Below are 26561 nucleotides of genomic sequence, written 5' to 3' on the forward strand. Positions count from 1 at the left end.
GAATCGCCACAGCTGTGCTACACGGTCGTCGACCTCGACGCATCCCCCTCATCCGCGGATGTCGACGCCCTATGGGCCGAATTACTCGCCGACGACCAGGAACGGGAAGTACTGATTCGCGCCGGTGAACGCTTCGTACGACGGCTTCGGCCGTGGCCACCGCGGCCCGAGACCGTGCCCGCTGCGGAGTTGCCGTCCGACCACGGGTTCGTGCTGGGCATATCGGGTCCGGGGTCGCTGGACGGGCTGCGTTATCAGGCCGGACCCCGGAGGCCACCTGCCGCGGGGGAGGTGGAGATCGAGGTGGTTGCCGCCGGTCTCAACTTCCTGGACGTGATGATGGCGCTCGGCCAGGTGCCGCCCCTGGAGTCGGCCACCGAATATCGGTTCGGCGCGGAATGCTCCGGTATAGTCACCCGACTCGGCGAGGGGGTCGTCGATTTCCGGGTCGGCGACGCGGTCGTGGCGGTCTGCCCCACGCAGGGAGCGCTGGCCAGCCATCTCACCCTATCCGCCACCAATGTCGTCGCGAAGCCTCGAAACCTGGGCTTCGAGGAGGCGGGTTCGGTCCCGATCGTCTTCCTCACCGCCTGGTACGCCCTGTACGAGTTGGCGCGACTGACCGCAGGTGAGCGGGTACTCATCCATGCCGGCACCGGCGGTACCGGCATGGCGGCCGTGCAGATCGCCCGGTTACTCGGGGCGGAGGTGTTCGCCACCGCAGGTAGCCCAGCCAAGAGAGAGCTATTGCGCACGCTGGGGGTACAGCATGTATTCGACTCACGGTCGGCGGATTTCGCCGACCGCATACGAACTCTCACCGACGGCGTCGGCGTAGACGTCGTACTGAATTCCCTGGTGGGGGAAGCGGCGGATCGCAGTATCGCCTGCCTCGCTCCGTACGGGCGGTTCGTCGAGCTCGGTAAGCGTGATCTGTTGCAGGACCGGAAATTGGGGCTACGTCCCTTCCTGCGCAACCTGTCGTACTTCGCTTTCGATCTGAGGCAGTTGCTGGTAGACCGGCCTGAAGCCACACAGAAAGTGTTCCAGGACCTGATGGGCCGCTTCGTGTCCGGCGAACTGCGCCCGCTGCCGTACCGGCTGTTCCACCCCTCGCAAACCGAGGCGGCGTTCCGGTATCTGGCCTCCGCTCGGCATATCGGCAAGGTTGTGCTGTCCATGAACGAGCGCGAGATCGCGGCGCTGCGCTCGCCACAACCACCTGCCATGGACGGAACCTGGCTCATCACGGGCGGTCTCGGCGGTTTCGGGCTCGCCATGGCCGAGTCGTTGGCCGAATCCGGGGTGCGATCTCTGGTATTGGTCGGTCGATCCGGGGTTCGCGACGACGAAACGGCCGGACGGGTAGCGGCCCTGCGGCAGCGTGGAGTACAGGTGTCGGCCGAGTCAGTGGATATCGCTTCGCGGCCGCAGCTTTCGGCATTGCTCGAGCGCATCGAAGCCGAGCTCCCCCCACTGCGTGGCGTGCTGCACTGCGCGATGGTGCTCGATGACGCCCTGTTGGCCGATATGGATCCCGAACGTATCCGAAAAGTGCTCGCACCCAAAGCCTACGGCGCTTGGCATCTGGACGTGCTGACCGCACACCTGCCACTGGAAGCGTTCGTGCTCTTCTCGTCCGCGACGTCGATGATCGGTAACCGCGGACAGGCGAACTATGCCGTGGCCAATGCCTTCCTGGACCAGTTGGCTCATGCCCGGCGATCCAGGGGCAGGGCCGCACTCGCGGTGAACTGGGGTGCGATCTCCGACACCGGGTACGTGGCGCGGCACGATGAGATCGGCCGTTTCGTGGCCGCGACGGGTATGCGCGGGTTCACCGCGGCGACGGCGTACCGGGCGCTGACCACCCTGTGGGCCACCCGCGTGCCGCAGGTCGGCGTCCTCCCGATGGACTGGCCCGAATTCTTCGGCCATCACGGCATCACCGCGGACGACCACCCCAGGTATGAGCATCTGGTCGACCGGGCATCCGCCACCGTGGTCGCCGGGACCGGCGGATCGCTGCGCCAGCAGTTGGCGACCCGTACCGGAGTTTCTCGCGGCGAGCTGGTAGCCACCGCGCTCGAAAGCCGCTTGGCCGCGGTGCTCGGCATACCACTGGATTCGCTGGACAAGAACATGCCGCTGATGGATTATCTCGATTCGCTGCTCGCAGTCGAGATCAGCGCCTGGGTGGAACGAGAACTGGGCACCAAGGTCACGATCATGGAGCTGATGAAGGGCCCGAGCGTCCTCCAACTGGCCGATATGGTGCTGGACAGGCTCGATAAACAGTGACGACCATGGAAGAAGTGTCGTTTGCGCTGCCCCGTGCGGGCATCACGATACGAGGGAAACGAACTCGGGGTGGTCGCGGACTACCTACATTGTGTTTACACGGCATCCTGGACAACTGTGCGAGCTTCGACCCGCTAGGGCAGCACCTCAGCGATGTAGACATGATCGCCATCGATCTGCCCGGCCACGGTTGGTCGGACCCCGTTCCCTCGACAACCTGCCATTACATCGACTACGCGGCTTGTGTGCTGGAGTTGGCCCATACCCAGGGCTGGGAACGGTTTCGGCTGATCGGTCACTCGCTCGGTGGTGCAGTATCCTCGCTCGTTGCCGGCATCCACCCCGACAAGGTCGACCAGTTGGTGCTCATCGACGCCATCGGGCCGTTGTCCGCCGACCCGGAACAGGTTGTGGCCGGAACCGCTCGCTACCTGGAGACGTATCTGCGTGGCGACCGACATCCGGTCTATCGAAGCCGGACACATGCCGTCAAAACTCGCGTGCAGCTGGCCGATATCCTGCTCGAAACAGCCGAGATGCTGGTGGAACGAGACCTCGTCGAAGTGACCGACGGCTATTCGTGGCGTCACGATATCCGCCTCAACCGTGGGATGACCCCGACTCTCGGCGAGGACCAGGTGCTGGCCTTTCTCCGTAATGTCACCGCCCCGGCCCTGCTGGTCCGGGCCGAACGAACCGCCTTGGTCGAATCCTACTACCCGGAGCGGATCAACAGTGTGCCGAAGCTGCGCGAGGTGACATTGCCGGGCGGACACCACCTGCACATGGAAAACGCCGAAGCGGTAGCGGAAGTGGTTCGCACTTTTCTGGAAGGCGGCTGAGCGGCTGGTTCATCCGTGCAGTACACCGGTCAGCACCGGCTTGTTCGTACGCTCTGGAACAGATGTGGCGAAAACATGACTGTCGCCTTCACTCCAGATTCGAGTATGCAACGTTTCACCAGGGAATACGATCCCGCGGAAACGGGCAATGTAGCGCCGCATGCGTGATATGTCAGCGTCGAGTGCAGCGTCGACCAGGGCAGCGCAGACCATCGCGTAGGTGCACACACCCTGCATTATCGGATCGGGGAGACCGGCGTCCCGGGCGAAGGCAGCATCGGTGTGCACATTGCCGTGCATCGAATTTCCGCGACCGCAGCGTTGATACCACCGGGCCTGATAACGCAGAGTCGGTGTGATGACCTCCCTGTCCGGAGCACGGTCCGGTGCCGGTGTTCGCGCAGGTCGCGTGTGGTTCGATCCTTCGCCGGTGCCTTCGCCGCGTGCATGGATGCGGGAGATCCCGGAAATCAGGGGATCCCCCTCGGCGTTCAGCAATGTAGTGCGCTGTACCAGGATCGCCGCGGTGCCGTGGTCCTCGACTGCTACGACCTCGCTGCGGCACCGGGCATACCCCACCTGCGGAATAGGCCCGTGCACGGTCAGCTGTTGTTCCTGATGCAGCAGGGTGTTCAGGTCCAAGCAGATGCCAGGGAAGCGGATCTCAGGCGGCTCAGGGCGGTAGAAATCCGGGGATGCGACACCGAAGGCCCCGGGCGCTGTCATGGCGAATGTCGGCAGGACCCCCTCCTGGGCCACAGGTTGGCCGATGGCGAAGCGGTATCGGGCCGTGTCCGATTCATTCCAGTAGAAGTCCTGCTCCGGCACCACGAGTCCGACCGCGGTTCGTCGATCTATGGGCATACATGAACTCCTGCATATCGTTCCCAGGTTTCGTGGAGTCGGGCACCGGGCTTCGGGCCACAGGTCGACCTGGCCTCGGTCCAGTAGTCGATGATTCGCCAGGGGAGTACGACGCAATAACGGGACCATTCGCACAGTTCTTCACCGGCTACGCGTCAGGTCGAGTCACTGATCGGCCGGATCGACCTCGCTCTCCGGCCGCGCCGCCGGCGCGGTGGCAGCATCGATCTGTTCACCCACGTACCGCAGCACCACCACGACAACCGCCACCACCGGCACCGCGAGGAACGCACCCACGATCCCGTACAGCGCGCCACCGCCGGTCACCGCCAACAACACCACCACCGCGTGCATCTTCATGCTCCGGCTCTGCAGCACCGGCTGCAGGATATTGCCCTCCAACTGCTGCACCGCGATGATGATGCCCAGCACGATCAGCGCCGTGGTGAAGCTCTTGCCCACCAAAGCCACCAGCACGGCCAACGCACCTGCGACGAACGCACCGACCATCGGAACGAAACCGCCGAGGAACGTCAGCACAGCCAGCACCAGCGCCAGCGGCACCCCCAGAATCACCAGCCCCAGCCCGATCAGCACCGCGTCGATCAAACTGACCAGCGCCTGCGTGCGAATGAACCCACCCAGGACGATCCAGACCCGTTTCAGCACCTCTTCGACATGTCGTCCACCCCGGCTGCCGACCATACGATGCAACCACGGCAGGAACCGCGGCCCGTCCTTGATGAAGAAGAACGTCAGGACCAGCACCAGGAATACCGTGATCAACGCCGAGGTAGCGGTGGTCACCCCCGTGAACACACCGCTTGCGATCTGTTCGGCACTGGACTGCAACCGGGACACGATCGCATCGACCGCCGAATCCAACTGTTCGTCGCGGATCCGCAACGGCGGGCCCTGCAACCAGTCCCGTACCTGATTGATACCCGCGGTCGACTTGTCCGCCAGATCGGGCACCTGGTCCACCACCGACGGCACGATCAACGCGATCACTCCGGCCAGCACCCCCAGAAACCCGAGCACCGACAGCGACGCCGCAGCAGCCGGCCGCAAACCGAGCCGAATCATCCCGCGCGTCGGCGGCCACAGCACCGTCGACACCACGATCGCCAGCAGCACCGGTAGCAGGATCACCCACAGCTTCGCCGCTAGATTCCCCAGCACCCACGCACCGGCCGCGATCGCGACCACACACAGCGCCCACTTGGCGAGCCACAGCACTCCGGAGCCGATCACGTCCCCTCTGTCGGGCACGACCGCATCCGCACCCGACTCGCTGCTGTTACTGCCTACCGGTTCGTTCACCCCGTTCACGTCGCCAGTCTTGCACGGGGCACGGACTCGGGCAGCCCGCGACAGACCTGCAGCGAACCGCGCTTCGGCTCAGCCCGGCACCGCCACCGGCTCGAGACAACTTCCCAGGCCGTCCACCAGCGAGCAGCGAACCGGAAGGCGAGTCGGTCGATAGTCGCCGGGCACACCACCGGCTCCGGTGATCGCCGAGTACGCGTGAACCGCGTCGGTGGGACGACGGGTGAGCGATGGGTCTGTCAGCACGTCCACGCTGTACAGACCGAACCGTGGCGTATAAGAGCCCCATTCATAGTTGTCGGTAATGCTCCAATAGTTGTACCCGATCACCTTCATCCCATCGGCCTTCGCCCGCTGCAACCAGTACACCGTGTCCCGGAGCAGGTCCGCCCGCCCGTAGCCGTCGGCGCGGGGCCTGCCGTTCTCGGTCGGCATCCCGTTCTCCACGATGTAGAGCGGTTTACCGGGGAACTGCCGCGCATAGTGGCGCAGCGCGTAGTAGATGCCTTCGGCATGCAACGGCATCCGCCACAGCGCGCCGAAATCGGGTGGGTTGCTGATGAGGCTTTCGGGGGAGACGCCGTAGTAGTAGTCGATGCCGATGAAGTCGAGCCGCGCGCCGATCCGGTCGATCAGCGCTGCGTTCACCACGTCCTCGACCGCGGGGATGTAAGCAACGTTGCTGCTGACCATTGCCCCCGGCTGAGCGCGGTGAATATGGTCGTAGACCGCATTGTGCGCCTGCGCTATCCGGTCCTGCATCGCGGGTACGTCGGCCACACCGATACCGCCGTGCCGTAGCTCATTCGCGATGTAGACCGCCGGTTCGTTGAACGTGATCCACAGCGGGTCGTAGTGCGCGAAACGGTTCACGACCCGGACTGCATTGGCCAGCCAGTCGCCGACCATAGCCGGGTTACGCCAGCCTCCCCGGTCGACTTCCCAGCCCGGATACACCCAATGGTCGAGAGTGAGCATCGGTTGCATACCCGCGGCCCTGATTGCGGAGATCACGTCATCGTAGAAATCGAACGCGACTTCGTCCCATTCGCCCGGACGTGGCTGTACCCGAGCCCACTCGACACCGATCCGATACACCCGCACCCCCAGCTCCGCTGCCAAGGAGATGTCCGAGCGGAAACGAGTGTAGAAATCGACGGAGTCGAGATACGGGTCCTCGGTTTTGCCTGCCGCGATATACCGTGTCCAGTTGCTGTCGGGGGCATGGCCCTCGGATTGGAAACCCGACGATGCGACGCCCCAGCGGAAACCGCTGCCCAGCGGCGGCAGCGCGGCAGACGACGCAGGCTCGGCGGCAGCGGGTATCGCGCCGCCGAGCAGCACAGCCGATGTAGCGGCAGCCGCGGTGGCGAGGAATCGTCGACGACTGGGGGAGTGCATCTAATCTCCTTCGGAATGCGGGTCCTTAGGGGGCCGGGCAGCGACGATTTCCGAGTGGTCCACGCGACAGCGTAATAACTGGTGGCAGCCGCTGAGGCTGGTTTCGTCTTGCCGCCGAGTCCGTCGCCTGGGAAGACAGTGGGGGAGGGCAGGGCTGGTCTCGGCTCCATCTCACGGAACCGAGTGGAATCGAGGCCGGGCCGCCACCGTTGTACGCCAGCCGGTCGAAGACCTGGTAGGAGAACGCCGTGCTTCTACTTAATCCAAGCCAAAATAATGCGATAAGTAGATATGCGCATCTAACTATGTTCAAATCTTCCTCCCCACAACCAGCCCAACAGAACCCCAGGCATCAAGGATGAGAGGAGATGCCACTTTCCCGCTGTTCACCACGGAGTCGGCGCCGTGTCTGAGGTGGACTGTGCTACGTCCCGGCTCGGGGAGCGTGTTGCGCCAGGCTGTTTCGTTATTGGGGATGGTGAATTCGCCGGAAGTTCGTAGAGTTGGAAGCGATAGTCGGCTGCTGAACTGCCGGCGCATTGAGCGCTGTCGCAGCGGGTGGGTTAGTAATCGTTCTGAGCGTCGTCAGCTGGCTCGATTATCGTAGGTGGAATCAAGTCGGAAGCCAGTTGCTCCTAGTGGAATTCATCGATCGGAGGTTCACGCGCCGGTCGAAGGATCTGTCGTACGGAGAGGTCGAGCTCAACATGGGCAGCTTGCTGATCCTCAGTGGCGCGTGACCTTCCACGCGACGAACCCTGGGCAGCGCCGCCGAATACGTCGACGGTGGGCTGGTACTCATTCCGCACGGGTCCCGGAGGCGAGGAAGATCGGGAGGGCGACGAACAGCTGGTCGTTGCGTGCCCTGGCGGTTTGGTCGTCGAGCCAGGCGCCTTCTCCTCCGATGTTGGCGAGCAGCGGCAGGCACGCGCCGTCGGTCCACACGATCGTATGGACCTCGACGGTGACGTTGGCGAACCCGTTGTCCAGCAGGAGGTTCCGGTATCGGCGGGCGACTCGCGGGTTTGGCATACCGTCTGCGCGAGCGTGGACGAGCGTGCGGGTGAGTTCGGGGTCGTCGGAGTCGATCACAAATGTGTCCCAGTCCTGACCGACGAGCACCGCGCGGCCGTTTCTGGCGAGGACCCGGCGGGCCTCGACGACGGCTTGCTCAGGCTCGGCGAGGGCGTGCAGGACCTTGTCGGCGCGGTAGCCGGTGACCGAGCTGTCGGCGAGCGGCAGCGCGGTGGCGTCACCGACGTGGAACTCACTCGTAGGCCAGCGCTCGATGGCAGCCTCGATCATGGCGGGGTTGGAGTCGACGCCGATTGCCTTCACCCCGCGGGCGGCCAATTCGCCGACGGCGCGCCCGCTCCCACAGCCGACGTCGACAACGGCGTCGCCCAGCCCTTGGTAGGTGAGTTCTCGCAGTTTGCGCGCCTGGGGTAGGTCGTCGAAGGCGTCGAGGAGGGTAAGCAGTGTGGACATGGCCGTTATTGTGCGAGTTAATGCCGACATGAAGTCAATCGGCGAGGTGGCGGCTCAGTTCGGGTTGCCGACACACGTGTTGCGACACTGGGAGGCGGAAGGACTGCTGACACCGGCCCGCGCGGGTGATCGGCGTCGCTATACCGACGCGGACCTGTGCCGGGTGGTGGCGATCCTGATTTCGAAGGAGGCGGGCTTCGGACTCGCCGACATCCGGACGATGCTCACCGCTCGGTCCGCGCCGGCCCGCCATGAGGTGATGGCCCGCCACCGCGAGAAGCTGCTGGTGCGGATCGCTCGGGCACAGGCCGCTCTCTCCATGCTCGAAGGCGGCCTGGAATGCCCGCACGACGACATCATGACGTGCCCGCATTTCCAAGAGCTGCTGGCTGACCGAATACAGCCACCTTCCATGACAGATTCGGATGGTCGCAACACCGGGCAGACAATCGAGCTCGCCGACGTGAATAGTGAAGGCGTCGTTCGGCTCACCCCCAGATCATGACCGCCTGCTGTCCCAGTACGCGTTCGGTATGTGCGTCGGCGAGCCGTTCGGGATCGTTTCCCGCGGGAAGTGCGGGCCGAGGCGTACCGGTGCTGCCAACGCCGGTGCGCAGTCTACCGGCCCAGGTAGGTGGAATGCTGGCACCGACCGGAACTGGAAGGATTGGTCTGTGCGCGATTACGAGAAGATCTTCGACAGGGTTCGTGGCGCGATGCTGGGCGGGGCGATCGGGGACGCGTTGGGCTGGCCGATCGAGTTCTATTCGTTGCCGCAGATCCGGAGCAGTTACGGCGAGGCGGGGGTGACGGATTTTCTGCCGGGACGGGTGCCCGGTGCGCCGCAGCAGATCACCGACGACACCCAGATGACCTTGTTCACCGCGGAAGGGTTGTTACGTTGGCAGCTCGGTACGGACCCGGTGCCGGTGCTGCGGCGGGCTTATCTGCGGTGGCTGGCGACCCAGCAGGAACCAGGGCCGGGTCCGCAGCCGGACGGTTGGTTGGCGAGTCTGCCGTTTCTGTACGCGGTGCGCGCGCCGGGCAATGCGTGTATGAGTGGACTCAACCAGCAGTCCCGTCAGTATCTGGAACCGAAGCCGCTCGGGGAGCCGGGGCCGGTGAATGCTGATTCGAAGGGCTGCGGCACGGTGATGCGGTCTGCGCCGTTCGGTCTCGCCGGTTTCGGGGCGGAGATGGCGTTCACCCTGTCCGCACGGTGTGCTCAACTCACTCACGGGCATCCGACCGGTTACCTGGCTGCGGGGGCGTTCGCGGCGTTGATCGACCGGGTGACGAGCGGAACCGAGCTGCGGTCTGCGCTGCGCGACACTATTGCGCAACTGGAGTTGGTGCCCGGAAGTGCAGAGACTGTGGCTGCGCTGCGCCTTGCAGTGTCCTGTGCCGATGAGGGATCCGCTTCGCCGGAAATGGTCGAGCGGGTGGGCGCGGGGTGGGTGGCGGAGGAATGTCTTGCCGTCGCTGTGTATTGCGCGTTGTGTGCGGACAGCACCGGTGATATCGCTGGGGCGTTGCTGTTGGCGGTGAATCATTCTGGTGATTCCGATTCCACGGGCGCGGTAGCGGGCAACCTGATCGGCGCGGTCCATGGCTTGTCCGCGTTGCCGATGCGTTGGGCTGGTGTGGTGGAGGGTCGTGACGAGCTGGTTCAGGTTGCCGACGATTTGGTGCAGAACTTCCTCTACCGCGAGCGTTCTCGGGTCGAGCGCCGGTATCCGTTCGATTCGGTTGTGGATCGGTGAACCACGGCCCCGTCTTCGGGGGTTCGGCTGCGTGTCCTCTGGGATTCGCCCGGCTCCCAGCATCCACTCGAGGTGATCGCGGTGCAGTCAGTCGACGACGATCGCGACTTTCCCGCGTACGTGACCGGTCTCCATCTCACGATGCGCCTCGGCCGCCCGCGCCAGCGGGAAGACGCGCGAGATCTCGACGCGGAGCTTCCTCTCGGCGTACCAGCCGGTGAGCTTCGCGAGGCGCTCTGCGGAGCGCTGCGTACTGATGGCGAGGATCCCTAGCTCATCGGCCCGGTGAAAGTCGGTGAGGGTGCCGATCCGTCCCCGGTCCGCGACGAGTTCCAGCGACACGTCGAGCGCTGCGCCCCCGATACTGTCGAGCGCTGCCGTGATGCCGCTGGGTGCCGACTCTCTTACTCGCTCGACGAGTCCGTCGCCGTAGGCGACTGGAAGAGCGCCGAGCGAACGGAGATAGTCGTGGTTGTGCGGGCTGGCGGTGCCGATGACAGTGGCGCCGAGGAGCACGGCGACCTGGACGGCCATGGTACCGACACCACCTGCTGCCGCGTGGATCAGGATGGTGTCGTCGGCCCTGATCTTCAATTCCTCGATGGCGGTGTCCGCCGTCTGGGCGGAGGCCGAGAATGCTCCGGCGTCTTCCCACGGCATCTGTGAGGGCTTGGTCGCGACCTGCTCCACCGGAACCACCACGTACTCGGCGTGGCTGGCCAGCAGCGCCCAGCCGAGTACCTCATCGCCGACGGCGAAGCCGGTGACCCCTCGACCGACTTGGTCGACGAACCCGGCGAAATCGTTGCCGATCTTCCTCGGGAAGGACGGGTCCTGGCCGGGTAGGGTCAGGCCCCGCCGGACGGCGCAGTCGAACGGCTGGATGCCTGCAGCCTTGACTCGCACTCTGATCTGCCCCGGACCTGCCTGAGGGGTCTCGACCTCTAGCAGTTGCACGACTTCGGGGCCGCCGTACGAATTAATTGCTGCTGCCTTCATGAATAGCCTTTCTTCCGTTCTGGGGTGCCGCGCCTGGAGGGCTTGCTGGGCGGCTCGGAGCTACTGATGGCCAAAGCTGGCCAGTTCCGCCCAATCGATCGTTGGTGCTGCGATCCCGGATTTCTCCATGTAAGCCGCAGAACGTCTTCTTCCGTCCTCGATCCATTCTTCGAAGGAGGCAGGCTCGTGACGCCCGGACGGCAGAAGGCCGGGCATGCGCTCGGGGGTGAACGTCCAATCTTGACCCTCACCGGTTGCGATGCCCGCCACGAGCAGAGCGGCCATCTCGCCGGAATGTCCGTCGTGTCGGTGCCACAAGAGGTTCGCCGGACCCCGCACTCCCCGGAAAGGTTGTTCCGTGTGCACGTGGAGCGAGGGTGCTGTGTTGGGTTGGCTGACGTACGCTCGTGCCGAATATGGGTACCCCTCCTCGTCCTGTGCGGTGAAGACGGCGCTCGGGTACCGCGTCAGCGCATCAGTCAGCTGAACCCACATGGGGGTTCCATCGGGGACCGTTGGTTCCCACGCGCCTCCGGCGGCAGTGGGCTGCAGCACATCTATCCGCTGTGGCTCCACCAAGATGGGCAGCCGCCAGTAATACCAGTCCATCGTGGCGCGGTGCTGAGGGTCGGCCACCTCTGCGGCCAAGTTCGGATTCTTCCGGAACAGCCCGCGCCAGTAGTCCGGAAGGTCTTGTGGAGCTGCTACTACGTCCGGCGCGTCGGCGATGCCCTGTACCAAGACGGCTCGCGCCGGGGGAAGGCCGCTGCCGGTGAAGTCCGAATACAGTACCGCGACCCTGCCATCGCGGCGGACGTTCAGCGCCTTCTGCGGGTACGCCGCGGGGGTGGTCAAGACGATGCGTTGGCGCTCGGGCAGCCACGTCCCCGACATGGGGCGGGTGTTCATGCCACCCGACTTGGTTACGGTGCTGAACTCCAGGACTTTGACCTTGGCCAGAATGTCGGACAAATCTATGTCGATGTGCATGAAGAAGCTTCCCTGTCGCCATACGGATCGCCAGGAACGCTATAACCTCAACCACACTCGAGGACAAGGGCTGCATGTAGGTTACTCCTGCTCTGCGCGTGAATGCGGAGGCTGCACGCGCGGGCGAGTTCGGGCACACCTTCCAAAAGGCTCTCAGCTCACCGGCGCTGACCGTGAGCATGCCGAGGTGAGGTGTCGATACTCGCTTTGCACCTACTGCAATCGGCGATAGTGCACGTCAATACCCTGCTGCTACAAGCGGTTTGGGGAATTCGGCGCCCGTGCCACACTTGTAGGCACTACGCTGGCAAGCCGTCGCGTAGCTACGTGTGCCTCACCTGGCACCGGCGTCGCCGGCGAGTGCTGCTGAGTGGTTTCGACGGCAGTCGAACGGGTAAGCGGATCCAGGCTGACGTCGATAGGTGGATCATCATGAGTCGCGCCGGCGCGCGTGCGGTGGTCAAGCCCACACCACCGGAGTTGATGGAGGACTTCGGTGACGGGCTGAACTACGGGACGCGTCTGTCCAATCATCCTGGTTATCTGACGCCGATTGATCGCTTCTTTGTTCGCAACCATGGCGCGACACCGGTGATCGATGCCCGGACGTGGCAGTTGCGTGTCGATGGTAGCGGTGTACGTCGGCCTGTGGTGTTCTCGTATGAGCAGTTGTGGGAGATGCCGCTCACCTCGGTGGTCCGTGCGATTCAGTGTGCGGGCAACGGGCGTGTGTTTTTCGCTGAGCGCTTCGGGCGTGAGGCGGAGGGGACCCAGTGGCGTACTGGGGCGTTGAGTACCGCGGAATGGACCGGGGTCCGGTTGCGGGAGCTGCTCGAGCGTGCCGGCCCGACTGTGTATGCCCGTGATGTTATGCCCGAAGGGCTCGATGAGCTTCGTTTCGATCGGCCGATGCCCCTGGCCAAGGCGATGGCCGACGATACGATCGTGGCGCTGGCGATGAACGGGGAGGTCCTTCCGTGTGACCACGGGTTTCCTGCACGGGTCGTGGTGTCCGGCTGGGTTGGGACGGCCAGCGTCAAATGGGTGGGGCGGATTCAGGTAGCTGCGGAAGAACTGCACTCGTACTGGAACACCCGCGACTATGTTCTCGCCGGCCCCGGCTATCCGCGGGTGGGGCCCGCTGAGGGAGTGCCTATCACTGTGGTGCCGCCCATGAGTGTTATCGAACTCGACTGGCCCGCCGTGATCCCCTCCGGTGCGCGCACTATTCGTGGGCGGGCGTTCTCCGGCGCAGACCGCGTCGTCCGCGTCGCGGTGCAGGCTGATGACGCGGCCTGGCGGCAGGCCCGGTTACTCGAGCCGAATATTGCCGGTGCGTGGGTACGTTGGGAGATCGACTGGCTCGCTACCCCAGGCGAGCACGGGCTCCGCGTTCGTGCCACTGATGCCCAGGGCAATGTTCAGCCCGATACGGTGCCGTGGAACGATCATGGCTGTCTCTATAACGCTGTCGTCGCTCATCCGGTCCGGGTGTGGTGAGATCGTCCGGGGTGCTGGGTGCTCAGGGTCCGGTGAGCAGTGCCAGTTCCTCGGCGAGGATTTTGATCGTGTCGCGGATTTGGTTCTCGGTGTGGCAGGCGGTGATGAAGAACCGCAGGCGTGCGAGGTTTTCCGGGACCGCCGGGTACAGGATCGGGTTGGCGTTGATTCCGCGGTTGAGTAGCGCGTGGGAGAGTTTCAGTGCTGTGCGTGAGTCGCCGACGATGCATGGGACGATGGGGGTGTCGTTGCTGTCTCCGGTGTTGATGCCGGCTTCTCGGGCCAGCCGCAGGAACAGTCGCGCGTTGCGGTGCATGCGGTCGAGCGGTTCGTGGTCGGTGCGCAGTTGTCGGATCGCTGCGGCGGAGGCGGCAGCGTTCATGGGTGTCATACCGACGCTGAAGACGAATCCGGGTGTCGTGTATTTGAGGAAGCGGATCAGCTCTGCGCTGCCTGCTACGTAGCCGCCGCACCCGGCGAGTGCTTTCGAGGTGGTGCCGGACCATAGTTCGACGTCGTTCCGGTCGATGTCGAAGTGTTCGCCGATGCCGCCGCCGTGTGCGCCGAGGACGCCGATGCTGTGTGCTTCGTCGATCATCAGCAATGCTTTGTGTTTCTTTTTGACGGCGATGATGGCGGGCAGGTCGGGGATGTCGCCGTCTTGGCTGTATATGCCTTCGATGAGGATGAGTACTCGGCGGTATCGGTGGCGGATATCGGTGAGTAGCCGGTCCAGTGCGGCGTGGTCGTTGTGCGGGAACGGGCGTCGGGTTGCTCCGGAGAGGGTGCAGCCTTGCACGATGCTGTCGTGGGCCAGGCTGTCGTGGATGACGAGGTCTTGTGGCCCGACGATGTGCCCGATGACGGTGACGTTGGTGGAGTGTCCGCCGACGAGTGCGATTGCGTCTTCGGTGCCGAGTAGTGTCGCGAGTTCGGTTTCCAGCTCGCGGTGCACCGGTTTCTCTCCGGAGAGTATTCGGCTGGCCGAGCAGGAGCTGCCGTAGCGGGCGACGGCGTCCTGTACGGCTGCGGTAACGGCTGGGTGACCGGATAGGCCGAGGTAGTTGAAGCTGGAGAAGTTGATGACCGGTTTTCCGTCGATGAGTGAGGTGTCTGCGGTGATTCCGTCGTTGACGAGGAAGTAGGGGTTGGTCAGGCCGAGTGATTCGGCGCCGGAGATCCGGTCGGCGATCGCTTTCACTTCGGCGAAGTCGCTGATCTGGTACTCGGGTGTGATGGTCGGGGGTTCGGGTGCGGCGGGTGGTTCGGTGACCTGGTTTGTGACATAGGTGGTGATGTCGCCGAGTGTTGTTGTGGCGGTGAAGGTGGACGGGTCGATGGTCAGCCCGGGCAGTTTGCGGACGAGCCCACCGGACAGGTCGGTCAGCATCAAGGAGTCGAATCCGAGTCCGTCGGTGAGGGTATGGTTGTCGCGGATCCGCTCGGCCGGGAAACCGCTTACCCGTGCCAGTTCTGCGCGTACGACAGCGGCGACCGTGTTCTGGTCCGTGGTCGCCTGCGTGGTGTCCGGTTGTGGTGCGGTGACCTCGCCGGTGGGGGTGCCGAGGAGGCGGGCCAGTACGGCGTTTTGTTCCCGGAAGAGCGCGATCATCTGGTCCATGGCGGTTTCCTCGGGTTGCGGAGCTGGGGTGGTGGGGGCGATGAGGGTGTCGGGTTCGATCCAGAACCGATGTTCGGTCGAGAACTCGTAGACCGGTAGCCGGCGGCGGACGTGTTGGGTTGGTTCGTAGAGCTGGTCCCAGTCTGGGTTGAATCCGTCGCGGTAGAGCGCTGCGAGGGTTTCGGTGAGTTCGTGGCCTGTTGCGGCTGGGCCGGGGCTGGGTGTCAGGCAGCGCGCCTGCATATCGGGGCGGATACGGCCGAGGAGTGTGGCGAGGACGCGGCGGGGGCCGATTTCGATGATGTGGGAGGGTTCGGTGGTGAGGGCGGCTGTGATGGCGTCGCCGAACCGGACCGTGGCGCGGATGTGTTCGGTCCAATACGCGGCGTCCATCGTTTCGTGGGTGTCGAGGAGGCGGCCGTGCACGGTCGAGTAGACCGGCAGTTGGGGTGGCCGGTAGGTGCAGTTGCGGGCGACGGCCTCGAATTCGCCCAGTATCGGTTCCATCAGTGGGCTGTGGAAGGCGTGGGACACGGTGAGTGTTCGGGTGCTCACCGCACGGTCGGTGAGCACGGCGCGGATTCGGGTGATCGCTGTGCCGTCGCCGGAGAGCACGAGATCTCGCGGGCCGTTGATGGCCGCGAGCGCGACGGCGGGTTCGTGTGCGAGCAGGTCGGCTACTGCTGCCGGGGTGGCGCGGACGGCGAGCATGGTTCCGCCGTCGGGTAACCGCTGCATCAGTCGGCCTCGTGCGGTGACCAGCCGGCAGGCGTCGTCGAGGTCGAATACGCCCGCTACTGTCGCGGCGGCGAACTCGCCGATGCTGTGGCCGATCAGCCATGCGGGTTGGATGCCTGTGGCGGTGAGGGTCTCGGCGAGGGCGTACTGCATCGCGAAGATCGCAGGTTGGGTGAGTTCGGTGCGGTCGATATCGGTGTTGTTGTCGAGGAGTAGGTTGCGCACCGATCGTCCGAGGTGGGCTGTCATGGTGTGGTCGACTCGTGCGAGCGCGCCGCGGAACGTTGCGTTGGTGCGGTGTAAGGCTGTGGCCATTCCGGTGTATTGCGTACCTTGGCCGGTGAACATCCAGCCGAGGTCGACCGGTCCCGCGGTGCCGGTGGCGGGGTTGTCGTGTAGCTGTGCGATGGCGTCGTCGCGGTCGGTGGCGGCGATCGCCAGCCGGTGTCGTCCGGACGATGTGACGTGGTTGCTTGTCCAGCACAGTTGGGCGAAGTGGTTTCGGGGTGCCGAGTCCAGTGCAGCGGCCAGTCGGCGTGCGTTGCGGCGCAGTCCGTCTTCGCTGGTGGAGGACAGGGTCAGCACTCCACCGCCGGGGGTGCCGGGTGCTTCGGTGGTGGGGGCGCTTTCCAGCACGATGTGCGCGTTGGTGCCGCCGACGCCGAAGCTGCTGACTCCGCCGTAGGCGGGGCTGGTGAGCGGCATCTGTTCTGCCAGCAGGCGTAGCCCGTGCTGCTGCATGCGCAGTTTCGGGTTTTCTTGGTCGGCGCATCGTGTCGGTGGCACCGTGTTGTGGTGCAGGCTGAGCGCGACTTTGATCAGGCCTGCGATACCGGCGGCGCCTTCGGTGTGGCCCAGGTTGCCCTTCAGTGAGCCGATTCCGCAGGGTCGGGCACGGTTGGTCGAGTGCAGCGCCCCCAGCGCTTTGACTTCGATCATGTCGCCGAGCACTGTTCCGGTGCCGTGTGCTTCGAGGAAGTCGATGTCGGTGGGTGTGATCCCGGCCCGCTGGCATGCTTCGCCGATCACCTGTTGTTGCGCCCACCGGTTCGGTGCGGTGATGCCGTTGCTGCGTCCGTCGGAGTTGACGGCGCTGCCGGTGATGACGGCGTAGATCGGCAGGCCTGCGGCTTGGGCGTCGGCCAGGCGCTGTAGCACGAGCACGGCCACGCCTTCGCTGCGGACGATGCCGTCGGCGTCGCCGCTGAACGGTTTGCATCGTGCGTCGGGTGCGGAAAGACCAGCTTGGGTGTAGAACACGCCGACGGCCGGGGTCAGTACGAGGTTCACGCCGCCTGCCACAGCTTGATCGCATTCACCGTTGGCCAGTGCCGCGCAGGCGAGGTGGATCGCGACCAGCGACGAGGAGCAGGCGGTGTCGACCGCGACGCTCGGGCCTTTGAGGTCGAGCTGGTAGGACAGCCGGTTGGCGGTCATGAAGTAGCCGTTGCCCGAGCCGTGCTGCGGGGTGATGGCGGTGTAGTCGTGGTAATCACGCATCTGCAGGTTCGCCCATTCGTTGGCCATGACGCCGATGTAGACGCCGGTCCGCGAACCCGCCTGGGTGCGGGGGTCGAGGGTGGCGTCTTCGAAGGCGCGCCAGGCGGCTTGCAGCAGCAGCCGCTGTTGTGGGTCCATTGCTTCGGCTTCGCGCGGGGGGATGCCGAAGAACTGGTGGTCGAACGCGTCGGCGTCATCGATGAATCCGCCGCTGCGGGTGTTGATGGTGCCGGGGGCGCCGGCCGGGTCGTGGAAGTCGTCGGCGTTCCAGCGGCTGGCGGGGACTTCGGTGATCGCGTCGCGCCCGTCGATCAGCAGCTGCCATAATGCTGCTGGGTCGGGGGCCTGCGGGAACCGGCAGTCGAGGCCGACAATGGCGATATCGGTCATGCGGCGAGGGGGAGTTCGGTGGTCAGGTGGGCGGCGATATCGGTGATCGTCGGGAAGTCGAACACCAGGGTCGGGTCGACGTCGAGTGACCACCGGTCCTCGATCTCGCCGCACAGTGACACCGCCGACACCGAGTCGAGGCCGAGTTCGGCGAGCGGAACGGTCGGGTCGACCTGGTGCGGGGCGCGGTCGGTGTAGTCGGCGACGCGTTCGATGAGCCACTCGTGGATTGTTGTCGGGCGGGAGAAGGCAGGGGTGAGCATTGTTCGGTTCCTCGGCGGGTGTGGGTCGGTCAGATGGTCAGGGATCGGCTCAGTGCCGGTTCGAGATCTTCGTGCAGGACACCGTCGAGGCGGTGCTGCAGCAGCGCTGTCCGCATCGAGCTGCGCTGGACCTTGCCGCTGGTGGTGCGGTGCACTGATCGTGGCTCTACCAGCACCACATTCGGTGCGGGTATGTCGAAGCCGCGGGCAACCGCGATTTTGATCGCCGAGGTCAGTTCGGCGAATGTGGTGTCGCCCTGCAGGGCTGTTGTGCAGGGCTGCAGCACGACCAGCCGTTCTCGGCCGCCTACGTCCACGCAGACGGCGGCGCCCGCGCCGGTGTTGAGCGCCGGGTGCAGCGCACGCACCAGCTCCTCGATATCGTCGGGGTAGATGTTGCGGCCGTTGACGATCAGCAGGTCTTTGCGGCGGCCTGCGACGAACAGTTCGTCTTCGTGCAGCAGGCCGAGGTCACCGGTGCGCAGGAACGGCCCCTCGTTGCCGAGGTAGGCGTTGAAGGTTTCCTGGGTTTCTTCGGCGCGGTTCCAGTAGCCTGCGGTGACGCTGTCGCTGCGGATCCATATTTCGCCGACCGTGTCCGGTGGCAGCTGCTGATGGGTGTGCGGGTCGGCGATGCGCAGGTCGATACCGTGGGCGGGTTGCCCGCAGCCGACGAGCCTGGTGTCGCGGCCGATGTCGAGGTACACCGGTGCTGCGTCGATGGCTGCGGCGCGGGCCATCAGTGTCACTTCGGCGAGGCCGTAGGCGGGGAGGAAGACGGTGGGCCGCAGTCCTGCGGGCGCGAACCGTTGCAGTGTCGCTTCGATGGTTCGTTCACGAATCGGTTCGGCGCCGCTGCACGCGATTTCGAGGGTGCTCAGGTCCAGTTCCGCCAGCTGCTCGTCGGTGACGCGTCGCGTGATGAGGTCGTAGGCGAAGTTCGGTGCGGCGGTGACCGTGGCGCGGTATTTGTCGATGGCCTGCAGCCAGCGCACCGGGCGTTTGAGGAATGTCGTCGGCGCCATGAACACCAGGTTCGCTCCGCAGTACAGCGCCCCCAGCAGCATGCCGATCAGGCCCATGTCGTGGAAGTGCGGGATCCAGCTGACCGCGGTCGCGGTATCGTTCATCGCGCTCGCGATCGCGGCGATGGTGGCCTCGTTGTGCATGAGGTTGCGGTGGGTCACCACCACACCTTTGGGTGTCCCGGTCGATCCTGAGGTGTATTGCAGGAACGCGATCGTTCCCAGGTCGATATCGGGGATGCGCCAGGTGTCGGGGTCGGCGAGTCTGCGGTCGGTGGTGGCGACGGTCGCGGTGGTGGCGGCGGCGATGAGCGGCCCGACATCGGTGGTGGTGAGCACCAGCCGGGCACCGGAATCGGTGATGATCCCGGCCAGCCGGTGGGCGCTGCGCTCGTCGTGCGGCAGGGGTGCGGGCACTGCTACGACACCGGCGTACAGGCAGCCGAGGAATGCTCGCAGGAACGCCAGCCCATCGTGGTAGAGGAGCACGACCGGTTGCGCTGCTTCCGGCCGGCCTGCCAGCCATGCGGCGACCGATCTGGCGTCGCGGTCGAGTTCCCGGTAGGTGACGGTCTCCGCGCCGAGTTCGTTCCCGGTCTCCCGTAGGTGGGTGTAGGACCTGGTCTGCCCGTATGTAGCAACTTGCCTGCGGACGTGATGGACGTAGGTCGACTGCATGCAGTGGTTCCTTCGTGCGGGAGTTCGTCAACGGGATACCTATGACTTTCCGCTCTGCAGGCCCACAGCAATAGACACCTCAGGGATCGCCCAGCGAACCCCAAGGGGGATGCCGTGCCATCCCTAGGTGGTGGTTGTCAAGGGGTTTGCCGGTCCGGCGGGACGGGTGCCTCCCGCTGTTGTGGCGAGGTGGGCGTTGATGCGGTTGAGCAGAATGAACAGCTGCGTGCGTTCGTCGTGGTCGAGCGGCGTCATGATGTGTTTGTTGACATCGTCGAGGACGCGGTCGAGTTCGGCGAGGCGGCGCTCGCCGCGTTCGGTAATGGTGATGACGTTGCGACGTTTGTCGGCGGGGTCGGGAGCACGGCGAACCCACCCGCCGTCTTCGAGGTGGTTGAGGACGGAAACGAGGTCGCTTTTGTAGACGCTGGTTCGGTCGGACAGAGCCGCTTGGCTTGCCGGACCGAACTCGGCGAGCGCGGCCAGCACCACGAAGTGGTCCTTGTGGGCGCCCGTTGCTCGCAGTGCGTCGCGTGAGACGCGCCCCATCTGGGCGGCCGTCATGGCGGTGAGGCGTGAGAGCTGTCTCTTGAGCCGCGCCGGGGTTTTGTCGCCGTGGTCGAACCGCAGTTCCTCGCCGGTCTCCATGGCTGAAGCGTACCGCACTTGCGTTAGTGCCACTAACGATCTATGTTCGTTGATAGCACTAACGTTAGTGCCACTAACCGATTGTAGGAGACTGTCATGACCAGCAACGAAGCCCTGATCCGCGACCTCGCCGACCGCATCGAACTGGCCGAGCTGGTCGCCCGCCACAGCCTGTGGGTCGACGAGGGCTTCGCCGACACCGGCCGCCTCTTCACCGAGGATGTCGTGGTTACATCCATTCGCGGAGAGGCCCACGGCATCGAGGCGCTCAACGCACTCGTGCGCAAAGGACACGAGACATACGCCCGTACCCTGCACAACAAGTGCAACATCATCATCGAGATCGACGGCGACACTGCGAAGGTGCGGGCGCACGACGTCGCGGTCTTCGTCATCGACGACAAGACCGAGGCCGTCGCGGCCGGGATCCACCGATACGAAGCGCGCCGCACCGCGCACGGCTGGCGTTTCAACCGACTCGAAGTGTCTCCGGTCGCGCTGACCGAAGCGCTGGCTCGGGCTCTCTAGGCTGCGGCCGAAGCGAACTCGACTACCGCGACGGCCGACCACCCCACCAGGTAGGCGGCCTCCGGCAGACCTGTCCTGCAGTCTGGGTCCTAGCAGGGGGTTGAGGGACAATCGCGCGGAATCCGGCGCTAAGCAGTTATCGCAGATAAGCGATGAAGGTCTCCTGCACTTCCAGGCCGACACCGATCCCACCGTACGTCGCCATGGCCCGACGATCGGGCGAACAGCCCGTGGCCGGAAAGGAACATGATGAGCATTGAGACATCTGTCCCGTTGTGCGCAGTGTCATTTCGTGCCCTGCGCTAACGGAAGTGGCCCGCTGCCGACGCTGTGACCTGGGGTAAGCCATCTTCGATGGCACAACGAGTGCGTGACTGCACCAATGCAGGTGGCCCGATCGCTTTTTCCGTTGTGCGAAGCGGCATTTTATGTCCTCTGCCGCAGGCCAATAGCGTCGGATCATGGAGTGGAGTTTTCAGTCGGCCGAAGAGCTCGCAGCAGCCTTGCGTGTCGGTGCGGTGACCTCGGTGGAACTGACCGAGGAGGCGATCGCCCGTATCGAGCGCGACGACAAGGTGATCAACGCGATCTGTGTACCGGACTTCGATCGTGCGCGGGCCGCCGCACGCGCTGCCGACCAGGCGCGCGCCCGCGGCGAGGACCGGCCGCTGCTCGGTATTCCGGTGACGGTCAAGGAGTGCTACAACATCGCCGGGCTGCCCACGACCTGGGGCATGCCAGCGCAGCGGGACTATGTGCCTGCCCAGGATGCGGTACAGGTGTCGCGGCTGAAAACCGCCGGCGCGGTGGTGCTCGGTAAGACCAATGTGCCGTTGATGCTGCGAGACATCCAGAGCTTCAACGAGATCTACGGCACCACCAACAATCCGTGGGACCACGGCCGCACGCCGGGCGGGTCGTCCGGCGGTTCGGCGGCGGCCCTGGCGTGCGGCTTCGGCGCGCTGTCCCTCGGTTCCGACCTCGCCGGCTCGCTACGCACCCCCGCGCATTTCTGCGGCGTCTACGCACACAAGCCGACACTCGGGCTGGCGCCGACCCGCGGCATGGTCGCGCCACCCGCGCCGACCTTGCCAACCGACCTCGACCTCGCCGTCGTCGGCCCGATGGCGCGCACCGCCCGCGACCTCGCGCTGCTGCTCGACGTGATGGCCGGACCGGACCCGCTGACTCACGGTGTCGCCTACGACGTCGCGCTGCCGCCCGCGCGCCATGAGCGGCTGGCCGACTTCCGTGTCCTGATCATCGAGGACCATCCGCTCATTCCGACCGGATCGGCGGTGCGGGCGGGCGTGAACCGGGTCGCCGAGGCGCTCGTCGGCGAGGGCGCCCGCGTCGAACGGCGCAGTCCGCTGCTGCCCGATCTGACCGAAGCGGCGACGCTCTACATGCTGCTGATGCTGTCGAACGCCGCCGCAGGTATTTCCGTCGACGTGTACGAACAGCTGCAGACCCACGCCGCTGCCCTGAGCGCGGACGACCGGAGTCTCGATGCGGTGCGGCGGCGCGGCATGGTGCTCAGCCACCGCGGCTGGGTCGAGGCGAACAACCGTCGCGAACTCCACCGCCACGGCTGGCGACAGCTCTTCGCCGAGTTCGATGCCGTGGTGTGCCCCATCACGCCCACTCCCGCCTTCCCGCACGACCACAACGGAGGTCTGGAGAGTCGACACATCGACATCGACGGCGTCGAGTACCCGTACTTCGACCAGCTTGTCTGGGCCGGTGTGGCCACCATGCCCGGCCTGCCTGCTACCGCCATACCCGCGGGCCTGTCCCCCGAGGGGCTGCCGGTGGGAGTGCAGCTCATCGGTCCGATGTTCTCCGACCGCACCCCACTGCGGCTGGCCGAACTGCTCGAGCAGAAGATCGGCGGCTTCCAGACACCGCCCCAACTTCCTTTGGCGTCGGTCCAGGCAGGGCACGCCAGGGACGCCCAGAACAATTCGGTGTAGGGCAGATCCTCGAGCGCGATGTCCTCTACATCATCGAAGGGTGAGTTCGATGCCTTCGATTTCGTCTCGCCGTCCCTACGTCTCACGCATCCGCGACGGCAAGGTCAAAACCAGCCCGAAAAATGCGTAGCGCCTCCCTTCTCCCCGCATGCGTGAGCATGAGCCAGGGGCTACTTCGCGGTGAGTGCGACGTGGGGCGTGTCAGCGTTGCCGCAGTATCGAGCCTGGGTGTCCTTCGTCTGTCTGCCTGAAATGTACGGATCTGGGGGCGTCGTGCGCTTCGTCGTTGTCTACTGGTGTCGGTGGGCTGTGAACCCCCGCGCCGCAAGCGATCCGGGTGAGCAGCTCGCGGAAGTTGTAGCGAACCAAAGGAGTTCAGGGCGGGATACATCTACGCATTTCGTCTCGGGGACCAAGGGCTGTTCAAGATCGGGCAGACCACGACGACTCCAGCCAAACGCCGCAGTTCGCTCCAGACGGCCCACGCTGCGCCGTTGACCCTGTTCGACGCCATCGAAACCGACGAGTACAAGGCCCTCGAGAAATACATCAAGGACACGTGGGGACACCGCCGCAGCACCGAAGGCGGAACGGAGGTCTACCACCTCACCGAGACCGAGGCAGCGCAACTGTTCCACGACTGCCGCAACTGGCTCACTGAGGAGCTGCCGAAGCAGCGCAGGGCCGATGAGTTGGAAGCCATCACGCCGGAACAGACCATGCTGCCCGGTGACGACGCGGCCATCCGGTAACGAAGTTGGCTGACCAGATCAGAAGGCCGTCACTAAGAGGATGAGTAGAGCCCCGGAGAGTTCTCCGGGGCTCTCTCGTGAGCGGGGTCTGCGCCGGCTACTGCTTCACGCCGCCCTTGTCCGCGCTGCTCTTGCCGCCGGACTTGGACATGAAGCCCTCCTTCCGATTGCCCTTCTGTCCAGTCTTCGCCCCGAGCGAGTAAACGCCGAAAAATCAATGAAGTTCGGATAATCGCTGTTCAACCGGATGTGCAGTGCGAGGTACTGGGCAAGTGTTCTCTACCGCCCGGGTTCCTTATGTGGTGTTTTGTCCCCCGAAACGGAAACGGCCACTACATTGAAACGTGTTGTAATTCTGTGATTCGGCGGTGGTCAGTTGTTGCGGATGCATTTCATCGGGGTGTCGGCACTGTTTGCGGCGACGTTGTTGTTGGCCACCGGCATCGCCGGAGCCGACGACCGACTGCCGGTCGACTACAACTTCTTCTCCGGCGTTCCGGCGGAGTTGGCCGATCCCGGTGGCTCACTGCCCGGCAGCAACGACTGGAACTGCCGCCCGAGCGTTGCTCATGCCAACCCGGTGGTCCTGTTACACGGCACCGGCGGGGGCGGGCAGACCAATTGGGGCGTATATGTGCCGCAGCTGGCGAACGAGGGCTACTGCGTCTACACACTCACCTATGGTGCGTATGAAAACCTGCCGTGGCCGATCTCGGCCGTCGGCGGGATGCGCCCGATTCAGCAGAGCGCGGTGGAGGTCAGCGCCTTTGTCGACCGGGTGCTGGCGGCCACAGGAGCGTCGAAGGTCGACATCGTCGGACACTCGCAAGGCACGATCGTCCCCAACTATTACGCCAAGTTCCTGGGCGGCGCGGACAAAATCGACAAGCACGTGTCGCTGGCACCGGCGTACCGAGGTTCGAATGTAGCCGCGGCCGGCGACATCATGGCGTATCTGCGGGCCCTCAGCGCAGAGGATGTCCCGGAGGCCGTGATCGGGTCGCTGTGTCAGGCCTGCACCCAGATGGTCAGCGGGTCCCGGTTCTTGACGATGCTGAACAGCGAGGGTGTGTTGGTGCCGGGCATCACCTACACGAACATCATGACTCGATACGACGAGGTGGTCGTTCCCTACGTCAGCGGGTACGTCGAGGCACCCAACGCCACCAACATCGTGGTCCAGGACGGCTGTGCGCAGGACTATTCCGAACATGCCGGGATCGCGGGCAGCCCGCGAGCAGCGGCGTTCGTTCTCAACGCACTGGATCCAGAACATCCGCGCCCGGTGCCGTGCGAGTTCGTTCCGCCGTTCACCGGGTGAGGCGCAGCGATTCGGAAATGGCCATACCTTCGCGGGTGCGTTGTAGGCGCAGCCAGTCCGGCATCGAGTGCGGGCTGTATTCGCAGAACAGTACAAGGCTGGACGGCGAGGCGGCCCAAGGAAAAACCGGTCGCGACTCGACGACATGATCGAGGAATACAGGCCCACTCTGATGCGGGTCCTTTACGAGGGTCGAGGAACATATCCGCCGAATCCGGCGCTAGCGACACTGCTTACCGCAGTCCGGTGTTGTCTGGCACACTTGGCTCAGTTGCCAGGCTTCGGCCGTGGCGGTCCGCAGTGTCGCTTGCGAGCCAACCCGGAGCCACGATCGGCAGCCCAGCCGGATCTGATCACCGGCTCGTCGAGGTGGTGATATGCGCGGCGCCAGGCCGGATCCCGGCGACTCGTATCTGGAGGAGAACCATCCTGCGATCTTCAGTGCCCGGCTGCTTGCCCAGCGTCTGGAGCGAATCATCCTGGAAATGGGTGAAGGGGTATCCGAGGCCGTGTACCGAAGAACTCGTGATGCGGTCGTGCGCGGTAACTACGACTTCATCCTTGCCGATCAGGACAATGCGCGGGTTTTCGAGGCGCTACAGCGGGTACAGCCGTTTGTCGCCGCGTCCGGGCCCGCACGTCCGGACATCGGATTACCCCACGATCCACGGCAGCTGCGCGAGGTCTGGGAAGACCTTTCCGAAGCTGATAGAGAAGAACTGTTCCGATTGGATCCGTTCCTGGGGAATCGGAATGGGATTCCACACGCGGACCGAGACCTGTTCAATCGCCGTAACCTGGACGAGATATCCCGGCAAGCCCGGGAATCCGAGGATTTCCATCGGTCCATGTCCTATTCCGAGCTCAGTCGCATGCTCGATGCCCAGCAAACCGGTGAGCCGCGGATCTACCTCTCCCATTTCGACGACAACGGAAGGGTCGCGTTTTCACTGGATGACCCCGATTTCGCCGATAATACCGCCGTTCTGCTCGAGCCCGCCGGTCGCGAGGGCGACGCGCTGCAATACGCAATCTCTACCTCGCAACAATTGCGGCAGTTGGCGTTGCTGACCTCGCCCGGTGACAGAACGGCGGTCTCCTTCTGGGGTGTCTACCGGCAACCACAGTCCTTTGTCGAAACGATTTTCCCGCAGTTCGCGCAGGATGGTGTTGCCGGAGTGCGCGAGTATCACACCGGCCTGCGCGCTACGCACGACGGCTCGTCAGGGCACATCACGACAGTCGGCCACTCCTATGCCAGTGTCCTGGCCGGCCATTCTGCTGGCGGCGGAGCGACACTCGACACCGACGACATCGTGTTCATCGGTAGCTGGGGCACCGGAGTGAACAATGCCGGCGAACTGAGTCTCGGCGGCGTCGCACCGGGGAACACCGCCGAACACGTCTTCTCGACAATGGCTTCCGGGGACCACGTGCAACTGATGCCCGACACCCACGGCCCACTGCCCACCGACCCCGAGTACGGTGCCAGGACGCTCGAGTCGTCGTCGGTGATTCCTGACCGCTGGAACAGTTTCGACCATAGTGCAGACTTCTACCTGGCCTCCACCAATCCGGCAGCGCAGAATATCGGGCTCGTTATCACCGGGCGCGGCGATCTGGTTTCCTGATGGTCGCCGCAGACAT

General features: G+C 64.7%; 20 protein-coding genes. 10 read left to right on the forward strand and 10 right to left on the reverse strand.

Translation table 11 applies throughout. From position 1 onward, the window contains the following. Both B0T44_RS20305 and B0T44_RS20310 read left to right on the forward strand, forming a co-directional pair. Window positions 1-2301, forward strand: a 2301-nt coding sequence (locus tag B0T44_RS20305) for a type I polyketide synthase (protein ID WP_139795334.1), incomplete at its 5' end; no start/stop codon positions are given. 5 nt (window positions 2302-2306) lie between these two features. After that, window positions 2307-3143, forward strand: a complete 837-nt coding sequence (locus B0T44_RS20310) for an alpha/beta fold hydrolase (RefSeq protein ID WP_081513574.1) — start codon at window positions 2307-2309, stop codon at window positions 3141-3143. A gap of 9 nt (window positions 3144-3152) precedes the next feature. On the opposite strand, the gene B0T44_RS20315 is transcribed toward B0T44_RS20310, so the two are convergent. The 4 genes from B0T44_RS20315 to B0T44_RS20330 all read right to left on the reverse strand — a co-directional run bounded on the left by B0T44_RS20315 (window position 3153) and on the right by B0T44_RS20330 (window position 8225). Further along, entirely contained in the window at window positions 3153-4007 is an 855-nt protein-coding gene (locus B0T44_RS20315; protein WP_077120954.1) for a MaoC/PaaZ C-terminal domain-containing protein, read from the reverse strand. A gap of 165 nt (window positions 4008-4172) precedes the next feature. Then, a complete protein-coding gene (locus B0T44_RS20320; RefSeq protein WP_139347986.1) occupies window positions 4173-5330 on the reverse strand; it encodes an AI-2E family transporter in 1158 nt (385 codons plus the stop codon). 78 nt (window positions 5331-5408) lie between these two features. Beyond that, window positions 5409-6737: a family 1 glycosylhydrolase gene (locus B0T44_RS20325; RefSeq protein ID WP_077120952.1), complete on the reverse strand. Its 1329-nt coding sequence runs from the start codon at window positions 6735-6737 to the stop codon at window positions 5409-5411. A 798-nt stretch (window positions 6738-7535) separates the two neighbouring features. Continuing rightward, window positions 7536-8225, reverse strand: a complete 690-nt coding sequence (locus tag B0T44_RS20330; protein WP_077120950.1) for a methyltransferase domain-containing protein — start codon at window positions 8223-8225, stop codon at window positions 7536-7538. On the opposite strand from B0T44_RS20330, the gene B0T44_RS20335 reads away from it, so the two are divergent. After that, window positions 8224-8730 carry a MerR family transcriptional regulator gene (locus B0T44_RS20335; RefSeq protein ID WP_245839123.1) on the forward strand — a complete coding sequence of 169 codons (507 nt, stop codon included), beginning with the start codon at window positions 8224-8226 and terminating at the stop codon, window positions 8728-8730. The two genes, B0T44_RS20330 and B0T44_RS20335, sit on opposite strands and share 2 nt — an antisense overlap. A gap of 169 nt (window positions 8731-8899) precedes the next feature. Then, a complete protein-coding gene (locus B0T44_RS20340) occupies window positions 8900-9988 on the forward strand; it encodes an ADP-ribosylglycohydrolase family protein (protein WP_077120948.1) in 1089 nt (362 codons plus the stop codon). An 87-nt stretch (window positions 9989-10075) separates the two neighbouring features. Here B0T44_RS20340 and B0T44_RS20345 read toward each other — a convergent pair whose 3' ends face one another. Together B0T44_RS20345 and B0T44_RS20350 are read right to left on the reverse strand one after the other, a co-directional pair. Continuing rightward, window positions 10076-10987: an NADP-dependent oxidoreductase gene (locus B0T44_RS20345; protein WP_077120947.1), complete on the reverse strand. Its 912-nt coding sequence runs from the start codon at window positions 10985-10987 to the stop codon at window positions 10076-10078. Window positions 10988-11047: 60 nt separating this feature from the next. Continuing rightward, window positions 11048-11977 carry a pyridoxamine 5'-phosphate oxidase family protein gene (locus tag B0T44_RS20350; RefSeq protein WP_077120946.1) on the reverse strand — a complete coding sequence of 310 codons (930 nt, stop codon included), beginning with the start codon at window positions 11975-11977 and terminating at the stop codon, window positions 11048-11050. Window positions 11978-12208: 231 nt separating this feature from the next. Between B0T44_RS20350 and B0T44_RS20355 the strand changes: the two genes are divergently transcribed. After that, window positions 12209-13477, forward strand: coding sequence for a sulfite oxidase (locus tag B0T44_RS20355; protein ID WP_217697559.1), 1269 nt, complete (start codon window positions 12209-12211; stop codon window positions 13475-13477). Between the two features lie 22 nt (window positions 13478-13499). On the opposite strand, the gene B0T44_RS20360 is transcribed toward B0T44_RS20355, so the two are convergent. From B0T44_RS20360 to B0T44_RS20375, 4 genes are all read right to left on the reverse strand, one after another. Beyond that, window positions 13500-17726, reverse strand: coding sequence for a type I polyketide synthase (locus tag B0T44_RS20360; RefSeq protein ID WP_077120945.1), 4227 nt, complete (start codon window positions 17724-17726; stop codon window positions 13500-13502). Next, a complete protein-coding gene (locus tag B0T44_RS20365; protein WP_077120944.1) occupies window positions 17723-17989 on the reverse strand; it encodes an acyl carrier protein in 267 nt (88 codons plus the stop codon). Before B0T44_RS20365 ends, B0T44_RS20360 begins: the two co-directional genes overlap by 4 nt. 29 nt (window positions 17990-18018) lie before the next feature. Beyond that, a complete protein-coding gene (locus B0T44_RS20370; RefSeq protein ID WP_077120943.1) occupies window positions 18019-19692 on the reverse strand; it encodes a fatty acyl-AMP ligase in 1674 nt (557 codons plus the stop codon). Window positions 19693-19815: 123 nt separating this feature from the next. Beyond that, window positions 19816-20340 (reverse strand): MarR family winged helix-turn-helix transcriptional regulator, encoded by a 525-nt coding sequence (locus B0T44_RS20375; RefSeq protein ID WP_077120942.1) that lies wholly within the window; start codon window positions 20338-20340, stop codon window positions 19816-19818. 96 nt (window positions 20341-20436) lie between these two features. Here B0T44_RS20375 and B0T44_RS20380 point away from each other — a divergent pair, with 96 nt between their 5' ends. From B0T44_RS20380 to B0T44_RS20400, 5 genes are all read left to right on the forward strand, one after another. Continuing rightward, window positions 20437-20868 (forward strand): nuclear transport factor 2 family protein, encoded by a 432-nt coding sequence (locus tag B0T44_RS20380; protein ID WP_077120941.1) that lies wholly within the window; start codon window positions 20437-20439, stop codon window positions 20866-20868. A 461-nt stretch (window positions 20869-21329) separates the two neighbouring features. After that, window positions 21330-22841 (forward strand): amidase, encoded by a 1512-nt coding sequence (locus B0T44_RS20385; RefSeq protein WP_077120940.1) that lies wholly within the window; start codon window positions 21330-21332, stop codon window positions 22839-22841. Window positions 22842-23230: 389 nt separating this feature from the next. Beyond that, the gene (locus B0T44_RS20390; protein ID WP_081512408.1) at window positions 23231-23593 is read left to right on the forward strand and encodes a GIY-YIG nuclease family protein; all 363 of its coding nucleotides are present in this window, start codon (window positions 23231-23233) and stop codon (window positions 23591-23593) included. A gap of 385 nt (window positions 23594-23978) precedes the next feature. Then, the gene (locus B0T44_RS20395; RefSeq protein ID WP_077120938.1) at window positions 23979-24914 is read left to right on the forward strand and encodes an esterase/lipase family protein; all 936 of its coding nucleotides are present in this window, start codon (window positions 23979-23981) and stop codon (window positions 24912-24914) included. Between the two features lie 377 nt (window positions 24915-25291). Beyond that, complete coding sequence (locus B0T44_RS20400) at window positions 25292-26545, forward strand: alpha/beta hydrolase (RefSeq protein WP_077120937.1); 1254 nt, start codon at window positions 25292-25294, stop codon at window positions 26543-26545. Window positions 26546-26561: the final 16 nt, after the last annotated feature.

Origin of the sequence: Nocardia donostiensis (genome assembly GCF_002081715.1) — a bacterium.
GTDB lineage: Bacteria > Actinomycetota > Actinomycetes > Mycobacteriales > Mycobacteriaceae > Nocardia > Nocardia donostiensis.